Here is a 16830-nt window from a genome sequence, read left to right as displayed (position 1 = left end):
CATGGACTTCTACACTGCCACAGGAACCACGCCGAGCACACGAGCGATCCTCGTGCAGGCTGTCGAGATGTCCTCGCCGTCGCATGCCCGCTCGGTGGTGATGGGGCCCTCTCCGCGCAGGCCGTCTGCCCATAGCCAGTACCAGGCGTAACGGCCGGGACGTTTGCCGTCGGCCTTGAGGGCGACCATCTGCGTCATGCCGCCGCCCGAGGCCAAGACGCCGAAAGAGCCGTCATGGCGTGTGGGCCGGTACTGCTTGGTGTGAACCCCGAGGTTGGCGAGGGCGCTCTGCAGGGCGCCCACGATGACCGCGCGGTTACACGGGTCGGTAACTTGAGGGGAATCGGGAGAGGCCCCCAGCGCGGCGGGATCACTGCCCGCCGAGGGGGCCTGCTCGGGAATGGTAGGGGCCGGGGGCGCCTCTTCCTGGGGTTTACGCTCGTCGGTCATTTGTCAGGTGCTTCCGCGAGTCGGATTGGTTGTTAACTGACGGTACCGATCCAGGGGCTGACTGTAGTCGGACAAGGTGTCCTAGTTTCGCGTCGCGCTGCTGGTCACAGGTACCTAAACCACGCCTACTCGCAGGCATAGTTCGGCGAGTCTGCCGCGCCGCTGCTGTCGGCGCATGCTGCGCAGGGTCTCGCGCACTGCCGAGTGCAGCCGGGTCTGCACGGGGGCGATCTCTTCGGCGTTCAGGAAGGACACGAGGGCGCCCTCGCGGTTGCCGTTCTGCCAGTGCGCCCGGCCGAGGTCGATCTGCAGGTGACAGCGTCGTTCGGCGGCGAACGTGGTGGGCAGGGCGACGCGCTCGCCGCGGCGTACGGCCTCGCGGCCGCGCCCGAACTCCACGGGGATGGACACGCCCCATACGGCGACGTTTGAGGGGCCGAACTGCAGGTCGAAATGGTTCTCGTCGCGGCCGAGGTCCTCGGCTGCGGCCTGCGCCTGGCGCAGGCGCATCTCGCTTTCGGTCGCGTCGGCCGCCCGCGCCGAGTTCAGCGCGGCCTTGAGGTGGAACGCTCCGGTCAGCGAGACGGCCTCGGGGGTTCGGTCGAGCCTGGCCAGGCCGCGCAGCGAGTCGTCGATGATGTCGGCGGCGACGTCGTGCTCGCCGATGGCGATGAACTCGCCGCTCTCGTACCAGTGCGAGGCGAGGACCTGTAGCGGGTCGCCGGTCTCCTGCGCGGCCCACATGACCCGCTCGGTCGCCAGGGTGCTCACGGCGCCGTGGCCCATCTTGTAGGCGAACTGCATCGCGCACTCGTACCCCCTCGCGAGCAGCAGGTGCGCCCGGCGGCGCTGGTCGCCCTCGGTGACTAGGGCGGCGACCTGCAGGTCGCGCAGCAGGTCGGGCAGGACGTCGGCCGTGCGGGTCATGGCGGCGGCGTGCCGGTAGGCGATCGCCGCGCTGACCCGCTGGGCCAGATCGGCCAGGTCGACGGCGGCTACCTCGGCCTCGGTGACGCGCGGCGGCCGCCCGTGCACGAGCAGCGCGCGGTGCACCGCGGCGACCGTCGCCGACGCCGCGGCGTTGTCCTCGTGTTCTCCGGTGTGGAACGGGTGGCCGGTGATGGCGGCGGGGTGGACGCCGAGGGCCCGCGCGAAAGTGAGGATCACCTGGCCTCGGTCGAGGACGCGCAGGTTCTGCTCGTACTTCTGCACGGTGGCCAGGCTGTATCCGCTCGCGTCGGCGAGTTGCTGCTGCGTCTGTTTGGCCTCGCGGCGTAGGTCGCCGAGGCGGTCGCCGTTGGACTTCACGTCCTGCGGTTCGGGGGTTTTGGGCATGTTCTTTCCTCGCAAGGGCATTGTCAGGTGCCTACGGTTTCGAGGCTACGCGGCCCCTCGCCGTCATGGGGGGCGCGCGGGTACAGTGGGGCGGTCAGGTGCACGCCCCGGTCGGGCTGCGTCGGGGGCTCGGTACCGCATTCGGGGGTTTGCGGTCCGGGCCCTCACTTTTTTTAGGCCATGCCCGGCGGCTTTCTCGGGCGGGAAATGCGACGGCCCCGGCGGGCCCCTGCCGAGGGAGGCCGGCCGGGGCCGCGCGAGGTGGAGCGTCAGCGTCCAGCAGCCGGCGCGTCCCGACGACGCTACTGCGGGTCTCCCCGGCGGGCTCGGCGCCGCGCCAGGCGGGTACCGGCCTTGTCCTCGACGATCCATTTCACGACGGAATCGGTCAGGCCGAGCCGGTCTGCGATCTCGGACCGGCTCGCGCCCTTGCGCTTGAGGGCTCGCACGGTCTCGTACCAGGCGTCTTGCGCGGCCTTGGCGGCGGCGGCGGCCTGCTCGTGGGCGGTCAGGGCACCCGCTGCCGCTGTCCAGTCGTCTGCCGTCGGGCCGTCCACCCGGCGATCATAGGCCCTGACGATTCCGACGGCCACGGCTGCGCTCACCTGCCCGTCGCCGCCTCGTTGACGAACTGCACCGCGCGGTCGACCGACAGGTCGAACGCTGCGGCGAGTATCCGCGGGTCGGCCCCGCGGCGGCCGTCCTGCACGCCGAGGCCGTACGCCGTGGCGGCGACGTGCCGGGCGGCCTGCTCAAGCTGCCGCGGCGTCATGGCCTCCTGCTCGGCGCGGCCAGGGCACTCGGGCAGGGCGGCGATCGCGACCAGCCGGGCCGCGCGGGCGTGCATCTGGTCGAGGGCGAACATCAGGGCCTGCGGCGTGGTCACCTCGGGGTACAGCTCGGCGGCGAGCAGTATCAGGTCGGACACCTGGCGGCGCAGCACGAGGTCGGCCGGCAGGCGGCGCAGCCCCGACAGGGCGGCCTCGGCGGCGTGGCCGATCAGGTCGTCGACCGTGCTCATTCGCCGATCCCCTCGGCCTCGCTGGGCTCGGCGCGCTCGTCGGCGCGTTCCTCGTCGTCGAGCTGCACGCGCAGCACTTTGCGTACCTCGCGGGTGCGGGCCCGCGCCCACGACTCCGACATGCCGTAGGCGGCCGCGATCGCCGGGCCGGTCAGCTCGACGTCGTCGAGGCGGGCGGTCCGGTAGGCGTCGCGGGCGCTCTCGCGCTTCTCCTCGTCGGTCGGCATCGCGGCGACCTCGTCAGGGGTCGGCAGGTAGCGGTCGCGGGCCGGGGCGTCGAGTTCCTTCGGGCGGGCGGCGAGCAGCTCGTGCGCGCGGCCGAGGTCGGCCTGCAGCTCGGCCAGGGCGGCGGCGGCCTGCTCGCGCTCGGCTGCGAGCAGCCGCTCGGCGTACTCCCACCCGGCCTCGGCATAGGCGAGGTCCTGGCGTTCCCGGCGGGCCGCTGCGCGCTCGCCGGCCTCGATGTCGGCGGCGTGCTGCGCGGCAGCACGGTACGCGTCTTGGGGGTTGGTGATGCTGTAGCGGATCGCGTACCGCTTGGCCGCGCGGGTGTCTGAGAGCCACATGATCCACTGATAGGCGGTGAAGCTTGCCGGTCGCGTGCTGCCGTCGTGCTGCTGCCGTGCTGCCCCGTGCTGCCCCGTGCCGATCGCTTGCTGCTGCCGTGCTGCTGCCGTGCCGGTGCGTGCTGCTGTACCAGCAACCTGCAGCACAGGGGCCGTTTCGGCGTCTCGGGCGGCGGCGTACCAGGCCCACAGCAGGGGGCACAGCAGCGACAGGATCGCCAGGGGCCATGCGAGCCCTTGCTGCGTCGTGCTGTTCGACCAATGCGCGTAGTTAAGGGCAGCAACCCCCCCCGCGAGCAGGGCCGCCGTGAAGAACTTGAGCTTGTACGGGCGGCCGTCGCGCCGGGCGGCGAGGCCGTAGTCAAGCGTCGTGACGCTCACCAGCTCAAGCCCGGCGGCGAGCAGCACGGCGAACAGCAAGATCAATCCCTGCTGCTCGTGGAAGAACAGAGACTGCCCGATCCCGCAGCCCACGTTCACGACGATGTTGACGGCCAGGCGGCGAGTGCGCTCGCTGTAGGCGGCGATCTTGACGCGGGTCGTGCGGCCGCGTTCGGCACGCTGGTCGCGATGTGCCGCCGCTTCCGTCTCGCGTGCTGCTTTGGCAGCACGGGCCCGTTCGTCAGCAGCACGGGCGTCACGGCGGTCTTGTTCGGTCCTCGACTTGGCCTCGATCGCGGCGATCTTGGCGGCCGCCTCGGCGTCGGCGATCCGGGCGGCGTTGACGACCGCCTGGTGCTCGGCCTCGGCCCGCGCGAGCAGGGTCGCGGCCTCGGCGGCCTCGGCGGCCGCGAGCGGGTCGACCGGCGCGGCGGCTGCCGGGGCGGGCTCGGGGGTTCGGTGCAGCCGGGTCAGGAGTCGCACAGGTGGTTCGCTCTCTGTGAGTTGATCATGAGCGGGGGGCGAGCCGGTCGGGCAGGAGGGGTCAGGGCACGAAGCTGATGGCGATCGCGGCGATCACCACCCCTCCCCCTACCGTGACGATCAAGGTCGAGGCGGTGCGCGTCGGACGCCCGGCGTACGAGCTTGCCGCGACGTCGCTCGCCGCGCCCACGAAAGCGGCGATGAGGACCCACGCGATCCACGGTGGCAGGACGGGCGCGAGCGCGACGAGGGCGGGATGGAAGATCACGGCGGCGAGCGCGAGCATGATCGACACGGCCATGTTCGAAAGTTCGCGGGCCCTGGTCGGGCGGGTGCGGCCGAGGCGGCGGCGTTCGCCGGCGGTCGGCATGTCGATGTCGTTGTACGGGTCGCGCGGGGGCGGGGTGATGGACATTGGATCTCCGTTCGTGATCTTGTTTGATTACTCTGCGTGCGCGTCCGCCGAGCCGTGCACGGTGACGCCGGGACTGTGACACGTACTGTGACGGTGACGCTGTTCCGCCTCGTGTCTATAAGGGGGAGGGGCTCGGAACGGCATCACAGTCCCTCAGAACTGTGACGATCTTCTGCGTCACAGTTCCGCGTCACACTGCCTCATCTAGTGACTCTGCGTAGTCGTCGAGATCGCCCCGCCGGGTGTGGATGACCTCGAACACACCGAACGTCTCGGTCTCCTGAATGCACCCCCAACCCATGAGCGGCTTACGGCACTTACGCACCCACGACTCGCCCCGGCGTGCCCGGTGTTCGAGTTCGTCGTACACGTCCGCCCAGCGGAAGGTGTTGCCCTCGCCGATCTTGGTGCGCAGGACGTCGAGCAGAATGTCGAACGCCTCGTCGCGGTGAACGATCGGCCGAAAATGCTGCTCGTCGGGGTCCTCGGGAAAGTCCATGTCCCGGCCGGGCAGCATGCCGGGGTCGGGCGGGGACTCCTCGCCGCCGTGGCGCTCCATGGCGGCGAACACCTCGTCGGCCGCCTCGCGAAGTTCTTCGTCGCTGTCCATGAGCACGGCCAGGTCGCCGACGACGCGCTCGGCGGCCTGCTCGCGCTCGGCCTGCAGCTCGTCGGCGCGGGGCGGGTCTTCCTCGTGCGGGTCGTCGAGGTCGAACCCGGTCTCGGGCTCGTCGTCGCCGAGCGGGTCGGCGTCGCCCTCGATGTCGCCGCCGGGCGGTGCCACGGGGGCGCTGTAGCGCTCGGCCGCCGGAGGGACGCTCACCCGCGGGGCGGGCCGCTCGTCGAGCAGCACTGCGCCCGCGATCGTCGCGGGCCGGGCAGCGGCCTGCCCGGCGTAGGCGGGGGCGGAACGGCCGGCGAACGAGTGCATGCGCGGGGCGCTGTCGGCGCGGGCCGCCCGGGCTGCGGCGAACTTCTGGTACGGCTCGCCCCACGAGTCGGCCGTGATCGGGTCGAGCGGGTCGACGAGATGCATGTACTCGGCGAGCGCGCCCTCGATGTCGGACCCGTCGCGGGCCGGGCGGCCGAACCGCGCCGGGATCGCCTGCCGGTTCAGCGACAGGTGACCGAGGGCTGCGTAACACATGCCGCCCCGCCGGTTGCCCCACGCCCACGGCGTCGCGCCCATGTCGAGCAGTTCGGGCGGCATCACGAGGGCGGCGTCGTCGGGGTCCTTGACCCCGAAGTGCAGCAGGTCGCCGGCGTTGCTGCGCAGGTTCGTGTCGACCTTGTCGTGCTTGGCGATCTGCACCTCGTACATGAGCTGGATGCCGACCGAGGCGGCCCGCTCCGAGAGCTGCGTCATGTGCGGGTTGTTGAACAGCGCGGCCGCCTCGTACACGTGCACGAGCAGCCACGTCAGGCCGCAGCCGGGTTCCCATTCCTTGCACACCTTGCCGAGCAGGTTGTGCCCGGGGCTGCCGAGGTAGGCCGCCCGGCGCGGGATCGTCACGTTCACGAGGCGGTGCAGGAACGCGCGGATCGCCGAGGGGTTCGTCAAGACGTAGGCCGCGCCCTGGCCGATCGCGCCGAGCTGCTGGTCGGCCTTCACGGGGTCGCACAGCACAATCGCCGAGTCCTTGCGGGTGGCGACGCACACGTCGATCTGCTCGCCCGCCGATCCCTTGCCCGAGCGGCTCATGCCCACGACCGTCATGTGAGAGTGCGCTTTGTCCTCGCCGTCCTCGGTCTTGGCGGCGACGTGCGGCAGTAGCAGCGACAGGTCGAGGCCGTCGCGGTACTTCCCGAGGCCCTCGATGGGCTCGATGATCGACTCGCCCGGTGCGGTCGGACCGTTCCACGCAAAGGGCTTCTTGAGCGGGTCGACGCGCAGGATCGTCACGCCGACCTTGTCGAGGTAGTCGCCGACGGCGACCGTCGTGCCGCCGAGGATGCCGCCGCCGAAGCGCGTGAGCTTCTGCAGCGTCGTGCGGTCGGTGAGGTCATCGGGCACCTCGCCGGGGCCGAGGTCGATGCCGACGTGCAGGACCTCGGGCGTGTTGGTGAACACGGTCATCTTGGATGCGGCGACCTGCGGCATGTGCTCGGTGGCGAACGCCTGCCAGCGCTGCGGCACGTTGCCCTGCACCCCGGCGTACCCGCCGGCGGCGAGTTCTAGCTCGCGCATGGCCGAGCTGGTGTGCCGCCTGTTCCAGATGATCGCGCTCGTGATGCCGAAGATCGCGCCGCCGACGAGCACGTACCGGTCGGGCCCGAATGCGATCGTCCACGCGATCACGCCCACGGGCGCGCTGACGTTGAACAGTTCGTGCCAGCGCCCGAGATCGCGACGCCGGGTCAGCTTGAGCGACACGCCCAGCATGACCGCGCCCGCCAGGGCGATGCAGATCGCGCTGAACACCTGCACGTCGTTGATGCGGGCGAGCCACCAGGCGGCCGGGGCGACGACGATCGCGGTCGCGAGCAGCGCCCACGGGGCCAGGGCTCGCCACAGGGCCGACAGCTCGCCGCCGACGCTCTCGCCGATCTGCCTGCGGGCCTTGCGCTCGGCCCGCTTCTCCTCGCGCAGGCTGCGGTTCGTCACGGCCATGATCAGACTTCCATTTTCTCTTCTTCGGGCTTGGCCGGACGGCCCTTGCCCTTGCCGTACTGCTTGTCGCGCAGCCCGTCGATCGCGGCGCCGCAGTGCTTCTCGAACGCCGGGTACACGCCGTTGATCGCGGCGCGGGCGAGCTTGAGGCACACGGCGGCCGTGACGAGGCCGACGGTCGAGCGCATCGCCCTTATGTACTTGTCGTCGCCCTGGTCAATGCCGTGCTTCTGGGCTTCCTTGAGCAGGGCATAACAGCGCTTGAGCAGCTCGCGGCGGCGGGCCGAGAACTCGTGCTGCAGGTCGCTGAGGACCTCGTCGCTGTAGCGGCAGTACAGCCGGATCTGCTCGGGCTTACGGGTCGGGTACTTCACCAGGTCGGCGGCTCTGCGTGCCATCGGTCACCACTCCAGTGCGCGGGGATTGTCCGGATCTTCAGGGGGGAGCGCGGGCGGTGACGCCAGGGGAGGGCCGAGAACGCGCGGGAAGCAATCGAGATTGAGGTCGGGGTCGGGCGGGGTCAGGTCGACGTCGTCGCGTTCGTACATCTCGCGGTGGGGTGTGGCGCTGCGGGCACCGCAGCGCAGCCACCACCACAGGACGATCAGGGCGGCGACGGCGGTCAGGGCGAGCAGCAGCAGGCCGACGCCGAGGATCGCGACGACGGTTGAGGCGACGAGCAGGAGGGCGACCAGGGGCACCCGCAGCAGGCGGCCGATGATCTGGCCGGGCCGTCGGTGCAGTCGCTGCTCGCGCCACCAGACGCGCGGCGATACGGCGTCCCATCGGCGGCGGGCGACGACTGCCCCGGCGAGCACGGCCGCGCCGATCAGGGCCGCCTGCCACAGGCTGATCACGTACGGACTCCACTCGGGGTGATCCACGAGCCGAGCCGCTTGCGGCCGGCCAGGAACGCGCGGCCGCCGAGCGGGGTCAGTCCGGCGGCCAGGCCGCCGAGCACGAGCGCGGCGTCGCGTGGCAGGTCGAGCACGTGCGCGGCCAGAGCGTACGCGCCGAACCCGATCAGGGTCATCACGAGCAGTGCGCCGCCTGCGATCTCGGCGCCCTGCCGTGCGCGGCCGCGCTTCTTGGCGGGGGCCTTGGGGGTGCGGCTGCTGGTCTTGCGGGCGGCGGCGCGGCGGGCGGCCGGGCGGCGGCGGGTCACGGCCGGCTCCGGCTCGTCGTCGTCGGCCTCGTCGTCGTCGGGGGTGCGGTCGCGCAGGTCGACGTACGTGTACAGCTCGTCGCCGCCGTGCTCTCCCGTCCCTTCACGGTCCTTGGTTTCATCATCGGGGGTTCCTCTCATGCCGTGAGGGTAGCATGCTACCCAGCGTGACCGGGAGGCCTCGAACGGTGAACATGTCGAGTAGGACAAACTGTCCGACCGCAGATAGGACAAAGCCCCGGCCGGTCGCTGCGGAAGTGACGACAATTCCCCAGCCGGGGCCCTGCGGGGAAAGGCTACTGCGGCCGCATACGGCGGCGGGCCCGCCGCGAGACACGCGGTATCGGGCGCCCCCACGCCGCCCGCCGGTCGAGGGCGTACAGCCACCCGAGGAGAAGGGCGATCGCGCGCAGCAGCTCGTCGCGCATCTGCTCGGGGCGGGTCTCGGCGAGCAGCCGGGCGACGGCCTCGTGGGCCTGCTCGGCCCACGTCACGCACCCGGCCTCGCGGGCCTGGTCGAGATACAGCACGGCGGCCGCGAGGTCGAGGTCGTGGTGCGGGCCCGTCCCGTCGGGCTGGTCGACGAGGTCGAGGGCCGCGAACGCCGCCACTAGGTCGCGGCCGACGCCGTCGCGCGGCAGGTGGTGCGGCAGGCGGCGCTGCAGGCGCCGGTTCGGGAGGTGTGGCGGCCTCACAGATGCACGCCCCCGAGCGGGCACCTGTGAGGCCGCGCCCCGGCCCCGCGCGCTCGCAGGCCCTGCCCGGCGGCGTGGTGCGGCCGCTTCTTCCGGGCGGGCCGCGCCGAACGGGCGCGCGGGTCCGGGCACCGGTCAGCCCCTGCGGGGGCGGCCGGCGGTCTGGTGGTCACGGGTCAGCGCACCCCGACGGCGTGCGCGTTGTCAGCGGGCGTCAGGGCGTGCTGCAGGGCACTCGCGCGGGCGGCCGCCTCGACCGGCCCGGCGAGGGCGTGCTGCGGCTCGGGCTGCGATTTGTGCTCGATCGTGATTATCGAGGATCGGCGAACCACGAATACGGCCTCGCCGCCGCGCAGGAATTCGATGTGGTCTTTCTCGGGTCCGGTCCACTGGTAATTGTCGGCCTGGATTTCCCGGAGAATGGTCTCCGTGATATCCCGCTCGTATTCCAGAATGAATAGCATTTCTACTCCTTTGAATGAACGGCCGAGATGTCTTGGGGGGTAACGGTCGTACGTTACTCGGCGTCGGGGTATTCGAGCCGCACGACCCGGCGCGGCTGTTGGCAGCCGCACAGATCGCGGCCGCTCGCGTCGGTCGACCAGCCGAGCCCGGCGGCGTAGGCCCGGGCGGCGGCGGCGTCGGCGCCGCCGGGTGCCACGACCAGCGAGCAGCACACGCCGATGTCGTCGCCGCCAGGTTCGTTCTGCTCGACCTCGCAGCGCAGCGTGACGTACGCCGTCATGACGTGAGGTCGGCGAGCTCGGCGAGATTGAGCACGGCCGTGTCGCCGGCCGCCGGGGTGGGAGCGACGAGGCGGTCGCCCTGCTCGTGCGCCGGCGGGGGCATCATCGGGGCGGCGTTGGCGGACGTCCATAGGTGCATGGCCAGGGTCGCCCTGGTCAGCGCGTCGGAGTCGTCGCCGATGTCCTCGCCGGTCACGTGCAGGGCGCGGGCGATCCGGTAGGGGTCGGGGCGGGGGTCGTAGGCGGCGGCGAAGTCGAGTTCGGGCTCGGGCAGCATCCGGTCGGCGTGCCGGGCGGCGGCGAGCCACCCGGCGCGCAGGCCCTGCATGTAGAAGGCGGCCCCGGCGGTGACGTCGACCGTGCGCGACCAGGCGGGCAGGGCGCGGTGCGCCTCAAGGAAGCGGCCGAGGAACGAGACCTCGCGCAGGTCGAGCGTCATCAGGGGGATCTCGAACAGGCGGGCCGACAGCTCGGCGGCCAGGCCGTAGGGGTCGACGGGGGTCGCGGTCTGCAGGTCGGCGTCGATGTACACGACGTCGTGCCCGTAGTGCTTGCGCTGGTGGTAGCCGCTGCGGGCCAGTTCGGCCGGGTCGGCGTCGGGCAGGCGCTGCGGCCGCAGCCGCCAGATCGAGCGGCGGTCGGGCTGCCCGCCGCCGTGCTCGATCAGCGCGATCTCGTACAGCTCGTGCAGCCGGGGGTTCGATCCGGTGCGGCTCGTGGCCAGGAATGCGAGTGTCACAGTCACCTCGTTAAGACGCAGGCATGAATCGGCGCAGCCCACGGAACGTGCGCGTCACGTCGAGAGAGCGCCCCGCGGGATGAGTGACGAACATAGGGGTTCCGCTGTCGAGTGCGGCCTCGATAGCGACGCTGCCGGGGATGTGACCGACCGAGATGATCCGGTATCCGGCGACGGGTGTGTGCACGTAGTCGCCCGGTTTGAGCGACCCGGCGGTACGCCATCGGCGCGACAGTCGGGGCAGCATCGTCGGTCCTGGTCGGAATGGGCGCCGATTGGGCGGGCGCGTACGGCTGGTCACGGGGTGTGCTCCTTTCCACGGGTGCGTGATGAACCATACGCCCCTATGTGCGCCACGAACAAGGGTGGCGGGATTAGAGCAGCTTGTGACTTGGAAAACAGAAGGCCCCGAAAATCTACGTAAGATTTCCGGGGCCTCGGCTAGGTCCGCGTGTCGCGTACTGTTCGCCCTCCTACGTCGCGATTCGCAGAGGAGCGTTCCAAATTCCTAGTGCGGTGTGGATGGCCTCGTCGCTTACCTCGGGATCTGGGTTCCGCTTGAGTGCGGACTCGATCATTTCGGTCAGCGTTTCGGCGTCGATCATCGGTTAGTGCTCCCCCGGCGGGCTTTGAGCGGCCTTGGTCCTCCCGGGATTTCGGCGTTCCGTAACTGTGCAGTCACAGTCAGTTAAGTCTCAACAGCTTTACCGAGTTGTTACCTTACTTCCAGATGAAATCAACACGGTCCGGCTCGTATCCGTTGAAGCCGCGACGAACCGCCCTACTGACGACCGCGTGGTCGAGCACGCTCATGATCAATGCCCGCTGCTGCTCAAGGCTCGTTTCCTCGTGGGTCCACCATGAGGCCAGGCTCGACGGTGTCAGCTCAAGGCCCGGCGGCAGCAGCGACCCGCGCTCGGCCGCGCGCATCCGGGTTACCAGCTCGTTGCGTTCCTCGGTGAGCACGTTCTCGGCCGCGCGGAACGCGACCTTGCTCATCTTCTTGCGCGCCAAATCCCGGCCGAGGTCGGCGAGCTCGGCGTCGATCGCGAGAATCCGCTCGCCGACTTCCTCGCCGGCGTCGAGGTGCGCGGCCGCCTCGACCCGCGCCCGAACCTTGGGTGAGGCGAACCGGGCGAGGACCTCGGCGGCGATGTGTTCCTCGAAAGCCTCGGCCTGGATTCGGATTTTCCCGCAACCGCCGTACGGCACCGAAGTACGGCACACGTACCCCCGGCGGCCCGTATTGCTCGGCTGCGCCTGCAGCCGCTTCCCGCACAGCCCGCATATCGCGATGCCGCCGGTCGCCAAGTATTTACGCACGGGCTCGTCAGGCTTTTTACGTTCAGGGTCCTCAAGGAATGTCACGATGCGTGCGAACTCCTCGTCGGAGAAGACGCGCGGGAACACTTCCTCTTTTACGACCTCGCCGTGATAGGCGCGGGCGCCGCGCAGCCGGGGATTCGTGAGCAGCCGGACGATGCTCGTGCTCGTCCAATTGTTGCCTAGTACCGTCTTGACGCCGCGCTCTTTGAGCAGGCGCGTCAGCGACCGTACCGACTCGGGATCGGGTGGCAGAACGCGTTCGGCCATTTCCCGAATCACGGCGACCTCTACAGGGATCAATCCTGTGTCGTCGTCGGTATATCCGTAGCAGCGCATTCCGCCTGTGTGAACCTTTCCTGCTCGCGCATCGCTCGAAAATCTGAGCTGCATGCGCTCGGTTTTGTGCTCGCCCTCGTACGCCGCCCAGTTGCCGAGCATCCGGGCGAACAGCCGGCCGGCGGCCGTGGTGAGGTCGATCTCGCCGGTCACGGTGCCCCACAGGGTGCCGTGCTGGTCGGCGATGTCGACGAGGTCCTCGATCTCACGCGGCCGCCGGGTGTAGCGGTCGATGTGCCAGGCGGCGCAGGCTTGGATGTGCCCACGCCGGGCGTCCGTCCGAGCCCGGTCGAATTCCTCGCGCGTCTTGCGCTTGGTCATCTTCCCGGACGCCGGAATGTCGTTGTCGACGTACACCTCGACTATCTGCGCTTGCGGGTCCTTGCGGTGCACCCATTCGCGCAAAACGTCGAGCTGATTGTCGACGCCGATTCCCTCGTCGTCGGTATTGACGTTCTTATCGTTGCTGATTCTCGCGTACAGGCCCCATAGAAGACCCGTGCGTTTCTGCTGCGGCATCGTTTATCGAGCGAAGTTCCGCCGGGACTGGCGGCGCTCGGCCGCCCTATCGCTTTGGTATGTGTTCAGGGCGGTCATGTTCTGCGCGATGAGGGCCGTCAGGGGCCGGCCGATGTCGAGGCCCCCGGCGGGGTGCGGGTGGTCGGAGACGTCGAGCAGCGTCAGGCCGACGTCGGCGAGTGCTTCGAGCGGCTCGCCGGTCTCGGTGTCCTTACGTGCCAGGCGGGCGAGGCCGCCGGAGCGCGCGTAGGGCGCCCATCGGCCGACCTTGGAGTGTGGGAGACCGGCGTGGGGGTGTTCGCCGCTCTGCGTCGCACTCAGGGCCGCCTGAGGCGCACCGGGGGTTGGCATGGATCTCCAATCGACGGGGGTTGTGCCCTCTCGGAGTTACACAACAGGGTATGACGGCCCCTCTTAGACCGTTTCCCCCCTAAGGGGACATGGCTTAGATGATGCCGTCACGGTGATGACCCTCCTATGGGGCTGCCTTAGATGACAGCGTAACGTTCGGGAAGGTGACCACGAACCCGGCGGGCAACTCGCCCACCCGTTCGACGACCCCGGTGACGAACCCGTCGAGCGTCCGCACCGACCGCCCAGGATCCCCGTCGGCGAACGACTTGACCCGCAGCCCCCACCGGCGCGGCAGCGCTCCGGCGGCCCGCATCACGGCCACGGCCTCGACGGCCTGCTCGACGTGGCCGTCCTCGTCGCCGGGCCGCCCGCCGTACCCGTCCTCGAAGTCGATCCGCAGGTCCTCGACCGGCTCGCGGGCGAGCTTGCGCAGCACTCTTTCGTGTACGTCCCGCGCGAGCGCGTCGGGCACCTCGAACACGGCGGCCAGCTCGTCGGGGCCGCTCAGGTGCTCCTTGACCAGGTCCAGCGCCTGCGCGCGCCATCCCACGACCGTGCTCGGCGACAGCCGGTCGGCGGGGACGTACACGGTGTGCACCGGCTGCCAGCCCGGCTCGGCGGCCGGATAGCGGGCCCGCTGGACCCGGTGGGCTTCCTCGAACCCGGGAAGGGACTGGTCTCTCACTGTGACGCGTCCGCCATCACGGCCGGCAGGCCCGCAGCATGGCCTCCAGGCCGGCGAGCTTGACGCGCTCGCCCCGGCCCAGCGACTTGGCCAGCGCGCCCTCCGCCGCCTCGATGGCCAGCCATTCGTCGTACGTCACCGGCCGTACACCCCGTTCGAGCAGCAGCGCGTCGATGGGCGCCGACCGTGTCCGATCCTGGCCCGCCAGGTCGGACAGCAGCGTGCGGACCGTCTCCGCCGCATCCGACTTGTTGGTGCCGATCACGCCGGTGGGGCCGCGTTTGAGCCAGCCCGCCACGTACTCGCGGTCGCGGACCCGTCCGGCCTCGTTGGGCACGGTCATCGACCGTTCGTCGAACGGCACCCCCGGCAGCGGGACGCTCTGGTAGCCCACCGAGCGCAGCACCATGCCCACCGGGAGCGTCTCGAACTCGCCCGTGCCCACCACCCGGCCCTCCTCGGACAGCCGGGTACGTTCGAGCCGCAGCCCCTCCACCCGGTCCGTGCCGAGGATCTCCACCGGGCGCAGCCAGAAGCGCACATCGAGGCGGCGCGGGCGGCCGACCGGGGGGCGGGCCGCCCAGGACTGAAGGACGTCGATGTTGCCGCGGATCTGGCGGGGGAAGTCGCCGCCCAGCACGACGGCCTCGTCGTCGCGGACGCAGACGTCGGCGTTCGCCAGGTCGCCGAGCTCTCGCAGCTCCTTCAGCGTGAACTTGGCGTGCTCCGGGCCACGGCGGCCGATCATGTGGATGGCCTTGACCTGGCTGGCACCCAGACGTTCGAGCACGTCGTGCGGCACGTCCGTGGAGCTGAGCTCGTCGGCGGTCTTGGCCAGCACGCGTACGACGTCGACGGCCACGTTCCCGACGCCGATGACCGCGACCTCGGGGCTGTCGAGGGTGAACATGGAGGCGGAGACGTCGGGATGGCCGCAGTACCAGTTGACGAAGTCGGTGGCGGCCACGCTGCCCGGCAGGTCCTCGCCCGGGATGCCGAGCTTCCGGTCGACCATCGCGCCGGTGGCGTAGACGACCGCGTCGTAGTGGTTCAGCAGGTCCTCGACCGACAGGTGCGCGCCGAGCGTGACGCCGCCGAGAAAGCGGACCTCGGGGAGTTCGAGCACCCGGCGGAGGTAGTTGGCGATCGACTTGATCGACGTGTGATCGGGCGCGACGCCGTATCTGACGAGCCCGTACGGCGTGGGCAGCCGCTCGACGACGTCGACCCGCACGTCCTCCTGCGCCTGTTTGACCAGGGCCTCGGCCGTGTAGATACCGGCAGGGCCCGACCCGATGACCGCCACGCGCAACGTCACGCTGCCTCCTCTATGTCGGCGATTCTGTTACACGGGGCATGCGTCCCACCAGATACAACCAGGCACTGTGATCGATGTATCCCCGATCACCGCGACGAATGAACCCATCTCGCGAATGTGGGTCTTTCCCGAACAGGGGGTTCAGGAGCCGGCCGCGCGGGCGCGGAGGACCATCTTGTCGATCTTGCCGTTCGCGTTGGCGGGCAGCGCCTCGACCACGATGATCCGCTTCGGCACCTTGTAGTTGGACATGTTGTCCTTCGCCCAGCCGAGCAGCGTGCCCGGATCGACCGTCATTCCCGCTCTGGGCACCACGTACGCCCAGCCCGCCTCACCCGAGACCGGATCGGGTACGCCGATCACGGCCGCCTGCGCCAGTGAGCCCTCGCGCAGCAGCAGCGACTCCACCTCGGCGGGCGAGACGTTGAAGCCGTTGACGATGTAGAGCTCCTTCTTGCGGTCCACGATGGCGAGATTGCCCGCCGGGTCGAGCACGCCGATGTCGCCGGTGTGCAGCCAGCCGTCCGGATCGACGACCTCGGCGGTCTTGCCGGGCTCCTCCCAATAGCCGCGCATGACCCCGTACCCGCGCTGCAGGATCTCGCCGCGCTCCCCGGCGGCCACTTCCTTGCCCTCGTCGTCGACGATCCGCACCTCGATCCCCGGCACCGCCCTGCCGGTGGTCGCGGCGATCACCTCGATCGGGTCGCCGGCCCTGGTCATGGAGACGACGGTGCCCTCCATCAGGCCGTACGCGTTGATCATCCGTTCCAGCCCCACCCGTTCGACCAGCCGGGTGATCAGCGCGGCGGGCACGGCGGCGGCACCGCAGATGGCCACGCGCAGCGACGAGACGTCCCAGTCGGCGCGGTCCAGCTCGTCGAGCAGCCGGTGGAACAGCGTCGGCGGGCCCGCCAGGATGCTCGCCCGGCCTTCCGAGATCAGCGACATCAGGGCGTCGGGGGTGAAGATCCTGATCGGCATCATGGTCGCGCGGCGGAGCACGCAGGCGATCAGCCCGGCGTTGAGCCCGAAACCGTGGCTGAACGGGGCGATCACCGGGTAGCGGTCGTTCTCGTCCAGGGTGACGATCTCGGCCCAGTCCCAGTAGCCGCGCAGAACCTGGGCGTGGTCCAGCATCACGCCCTTGGGGGTGCCGGTGGTGCCGGAGGTGGACATGATCTCGCACAGATCGCCTGGCCGTACGGCCAGCGCCCGCTCCTCGACGTCCTGCGGCCCCCCGGCGCCGCTCGCGTGCGCTCCCCGCGCAGTGCCGGGGCCCAGCACGTGGCGCGGGCCGGTGCCCGGCGGCAGGAGGTCGGCGAGTACGACGCCGGGCGGACCCTCGCCCGTGACCAGGACCTCGGCGCCGGTCTTCGCGATCATCGCCGCCGCCTCCAGGCCCTTGGCGCGCGAGGAGAGCGGCACGATCACCGCACCGGCGTCCCAGATGCCGAAGGCATGCGTCACCCAGTACGGGTCGTTGACGCCCCACATGGCCACCCGGTCACCCGGCCGGACCCCGAGCTCGATGAGCCCGTGTGCCACGCGGGCGGCTCCGGCGCGCAGCTCCGCCATGGTCACGCGCGTGCCGCCGTCGACGATCACGACCGCGTCCGGATGGCGGTCCGCCTGGTCGCGAAGCATGCGAGGGAGCGTCCCCCAGTCCGGCATCGGTCCCATCG

Annotated in this window: 20 protein-coding genes; all 20 read right to left on the bottom strand. The window is 70.4% G+C overall.

The features are described from left to right. Positions 1-9: 9 nt before the first annotated feature. A complete protein-coding gene (locus AB0F17_RS28615) occupies positions 10-450 on the bottom strand; it encodes a hypothetical protein (protein WP_358028749.1) in 441 nt (146 codons plus the stop codon). A gap of 114 nt (positions 451-564) precedes the next feature. After that, positions 565-1785 (bottom strand): helix-turn-helix transcriptional regulator, encoded by a 1221-nt coding sequence (locus tag AB0F17_RS28610; protein WP_358028746.1) that lies wholly within the window; start codon positions 1783-1785, stop codon positions 565-567. 302 nt (positions 1786-2087) lie between these two features. After that, positions 2088-2342 carry a hypothetical protein gene (locus AB0F17_RS28605; protein WP_358028743.1) on the bottom strand — a complete coding sequence of 85 codons (255 nt, stop codon included), beginning with the start codon at positions 2340-2342 and terminating at the stop codon, positions 2088-2090. 44 nt (positions 2343-2386) lie between these two features. Then, positions 2387-2806 carry a hypothetical protein gene (locus AB0F17_RS28600; protein WP_358028740.1) on the bottom strand — a complete coding sequence of 140 codons (420 nt, stop codon included), beginning with the start codon at positions 2804-2806 and terminating at the stop codon, positions 2387-2389. Then, positions 2803-4236: a hypothetical protein gene (locus AB0F17_RS28595; RefSeq protein WP_358028738.1), complete on the bottom strand. Its 1434-nt coding sequence runs from the start codon at positions 4234-4236 to the stop codon at positions 2803-2805. Before AB0F17_RS28595 ends, AB0F17_RS28600 begins: the two co-directional genes overlap by 4 nt. A gap of 61 nt (positions 4237-4297) precedes the next feature. Beyond that, entirely contained in the window at positions 4298-4651 is a 354-nt protein-coding gene (locus AB0F17_RS28590) for a hypothetical protein (RefSeq protein WP_358028735.1), read from the bottom strand. 190 nt (positions 4652-4841) lie between these two features. Then, on the bottom strand, positions 4842-7262 hold the full coding sequence (locus AB0F17_RS28585; protein ID WP_358028732.1) for a hypothetical protein: 2421 nt from the start codon (positions 7260-7262) through the stop codon (positions 4842-4844). Between the two features lie 2 nt (positions 7263-7264). Further along, positions 7265-7660, bottom strand: a complete 396-nt coding sequence (locus tag AB0F17_RS28580; protein WP_358028729.1) for a hypothetical protein — start codon at positions 7658-7660, stop codon at positions 7265-7267. A gap of 3 nt (positions 7661-7663) precedes the next feature. Beyond that, on the bottom strand, positions 7664-8119 hold the full coding sequence (locus AB0F17_RS28575) for a hypothetical protein (protein WP_358028726.1): 456 nt from the start codon (positions 8117-8119) through the stop codon (positions 7664-7666). Next, positions 8116-8568: a hypothetical protein gene (locus AB0F17_RS28570; protein ID WP_358028723.1), complete on the bottom strand. Its 453-nt coding sequence runs from the start codon at positions 8566-8568 to the stop codon at positions 8116-8118. Before AB0F17_RS28570 ends, AB0F17_RS28575 begins: the two co-directional genes overlap by 4 nt. A gap of 155 nt (positions 8569-8723) precedes the next feature. Continuing rightward, entirely contained in the window at positions 8724-9122 is a 399-nt protein-coding gene (locus tag AB0F17_RS28565) for a hypothetical protein (protein WP_358028720.1), read from the bottom strand. 176 nt (positions 9123-9298) lie between these two features. Further along, entirely contained in the window at positions 9299-9586 is a 288-nt protein-coding gene (locus AB0F17_RS28560; protein ID WP_358028717.1) for a hypothetical protein, read from the bottom strand. A 53-nt stretch (positions 9587-9639) separates the two neighbouring features. Further along, complete coding sequence (locus AB0F17_RS28555; RefSeq protein WP_358028714.1) at positions 9640-9867, bottom strand: hypothetical protein; 228 nt, start codon at positions 9865-9867, stop codon at positions 9640-9642. Further along, complete coding sequence (locus AB0F17_RS28550; RefSeq protein ID WP_358028712.1) at positions 9864-10607, bottom strand: hypothetical protein; 744 nt, start codon at positions 10605-10607, stop codon at positions 9864-9866. The genes AB0F17_RS28555 and AB0F17_RS28550 overlap by 4 nt, the downstream gene beginning before the upstream one ends. Positions 10608-10617: 10 nt before the next feature. Then, complete coding sequence (locus AB0F17_RS28545; protein WP_358028709.1) at positions 10618-10854, bottom strand: hypothetical protein; 237 nt, start codon at positions 10852-10854, stop codon at positions 10618-10620. 473 nt (positions 10855-11327) lie between these two features. Next, positions 11328-12788, bottom strand: coding sequence for a recombinase family protein (locus AB0F17_RS28540; RefSeq protein WP_358028707.1), 1461 nt, complete (start codon positions 12786-12788; stop codon positions 11328-11330). 3 nt (positions 12789-12791) lie between these two features. Beyond that, positions 12792-13139 carry a hypothetical protein gene (locus AB0F17_RS28535; protein WP_358028704.1) on the bottom strand — a complete coding sequence of 116 codons (348 nt, stop codon included), beginning with the start codon at positions 13137-13139 and terminating at the stop codon, positions 12792-12794. Between the two features lie 124 nt (positions 13140-13263). Then, positions 13264-13827 (bottom strand): hypothetical protein, encoded by a 564-nt coding sequence (locus AB0F17_RS28530; protein WP_358028702.1) that lies wholly within the window; start codon positions 13825-13827, stop codon positions 13264-13266. 16 nt (positions 13828-13843) lie between these two features. Beyond that, a complete protein-coding gene (locus AB0F17_RS28525; protein ID WP_358028700.1) occupies positions 13844-15145 on the bottom strand; it encodes an FAD-dependent oxidoreductase in 1302 nt (433 codons plus the stop codon). Positions 15146-15286: 141 nt separating this feature from the next. Further along, positions 15287-16792, bottom strand: a complete 1506-nt coding sequence (locus AB0F17_RS28520) for an AMP-binding protein (protein ID WP_358028698.1) — start codon at positions 16790-16792, stop codon at positions 15287-15289. Positions 16793-16830 lie beyond the last annotated feature (38 nt).

This window comes from Nonomuraea sp. NPDC026600 (genome assembly GCF_040638335.1).
In the GTDB taxonomy this organism is placed as follows: domain Bacteria; phylum Actinomycetota; class Actinomycetes; order Streptosporangiales; family Streptosporangiaceae; genus Nonomuraea.
Note: the sequence above shows the minus strand (reverse complement) of the source record. Positions and strands in the feature narration are given on the sequence as shown.

Excerpts from the sequence above, each read along its gene's own strand:
- AB0F17_RS28545 (WP_358028709.1), bottom strand. The coding sequence starts at position 10,854 with ATGCTGCCCCGACTGTCGCGCCGATGGCGTACCGCCGGGTCGCTCAAA.
- AB0F17_RS28580 (WP_358028729.1), bottom strand. The coding sequence starts at position 7,660 with ATGGCACGCAGAGCCGCCGACCTGGTGAAGTACCCGACCCGTAAGCCC.
- AB0F17_RS28610 (WP_358028746.1), bottom strand. The coding sequence starts at position 1,785 with ATGCCCAAAACCCCCGAACCGCAGGACGTGAAGTCCAACGGCGACCGC.
- AB0F17_RS28555 (WP_358028714.1), bottom strand. The coding sequence starts at position 9,867 with ATGACGGCGTACGTCACGCTGCGCTGCGAGGTCGAGCAGAACGAACCT.
- AB0F17_RS28570 (WP_358028723.1), bottom strand. The coding sequence starts at position 8,568 with ATGAGAGGAACCCCCGATGATGAAACCAAGGACCGTGAAGGGACGGGA.
- AB0F17_RS28615 (WP_358028749.1), bottom strand. The coding sequence starts at position 450 with ATGACCGACGAGCGTAAACCCCAGGAAGAGGCGCCCCCGGCCCCTACC.
- AB0F17_RS28590 (WP_358028735.1), bottom strand. The coding sequence starts at position 4,651 with ATGTCCATCACCCCGCCCCCGCGCGACCCGTACAACGACATCGACATG.
- AB0F17_RS28540 (WP_358028707.1), bottom strand. The coding sequence starts at position 12,788 with ATGCCGCAGCAGAAACGCACGGGTCTTCTATGGGGCCTGTACGCGAGA.
- AB0F17_RS28535 (WP_358028704.1), bottom strand. The coding sequence starts at position 13,139 with ATGCCAACCCCCGGTGCGCCTCAGGCGGCCCTGAGTGCGACGCAGAGC.
- AB0F17_RS28520 (WP_358028698.1), bottom strand. The coding sequence starts at position 16,792 with ATGCTTCGCGACCAGGCGGACCGCCATCCGGACGCGGTCGTGATCGTC.
- AB0F17_RS28600 (WP_358028740.1), bottom strand. The coding sequence starts at position 2,806 with ATGAGCACGGTCGACGACCTGATCGGCCACGCCGCCGAGGCCGCCCTG.
- AB0F17_RS28585 (WP_358028732.1), bottom strand. The coding sequence starts at position 7,262 with ATGGCCGTGACGAACCGCAGCCTGCGCGAGGAGAAGCGGGCCGAGCGC.
- AB0F17_RS28560 (WP_358028717.1), bottom strand. The coding sequence starts at position 9,586 with ATGCTATTCATTCTGGAATACGAGCGGGATATCACGGAGACCATTCTC.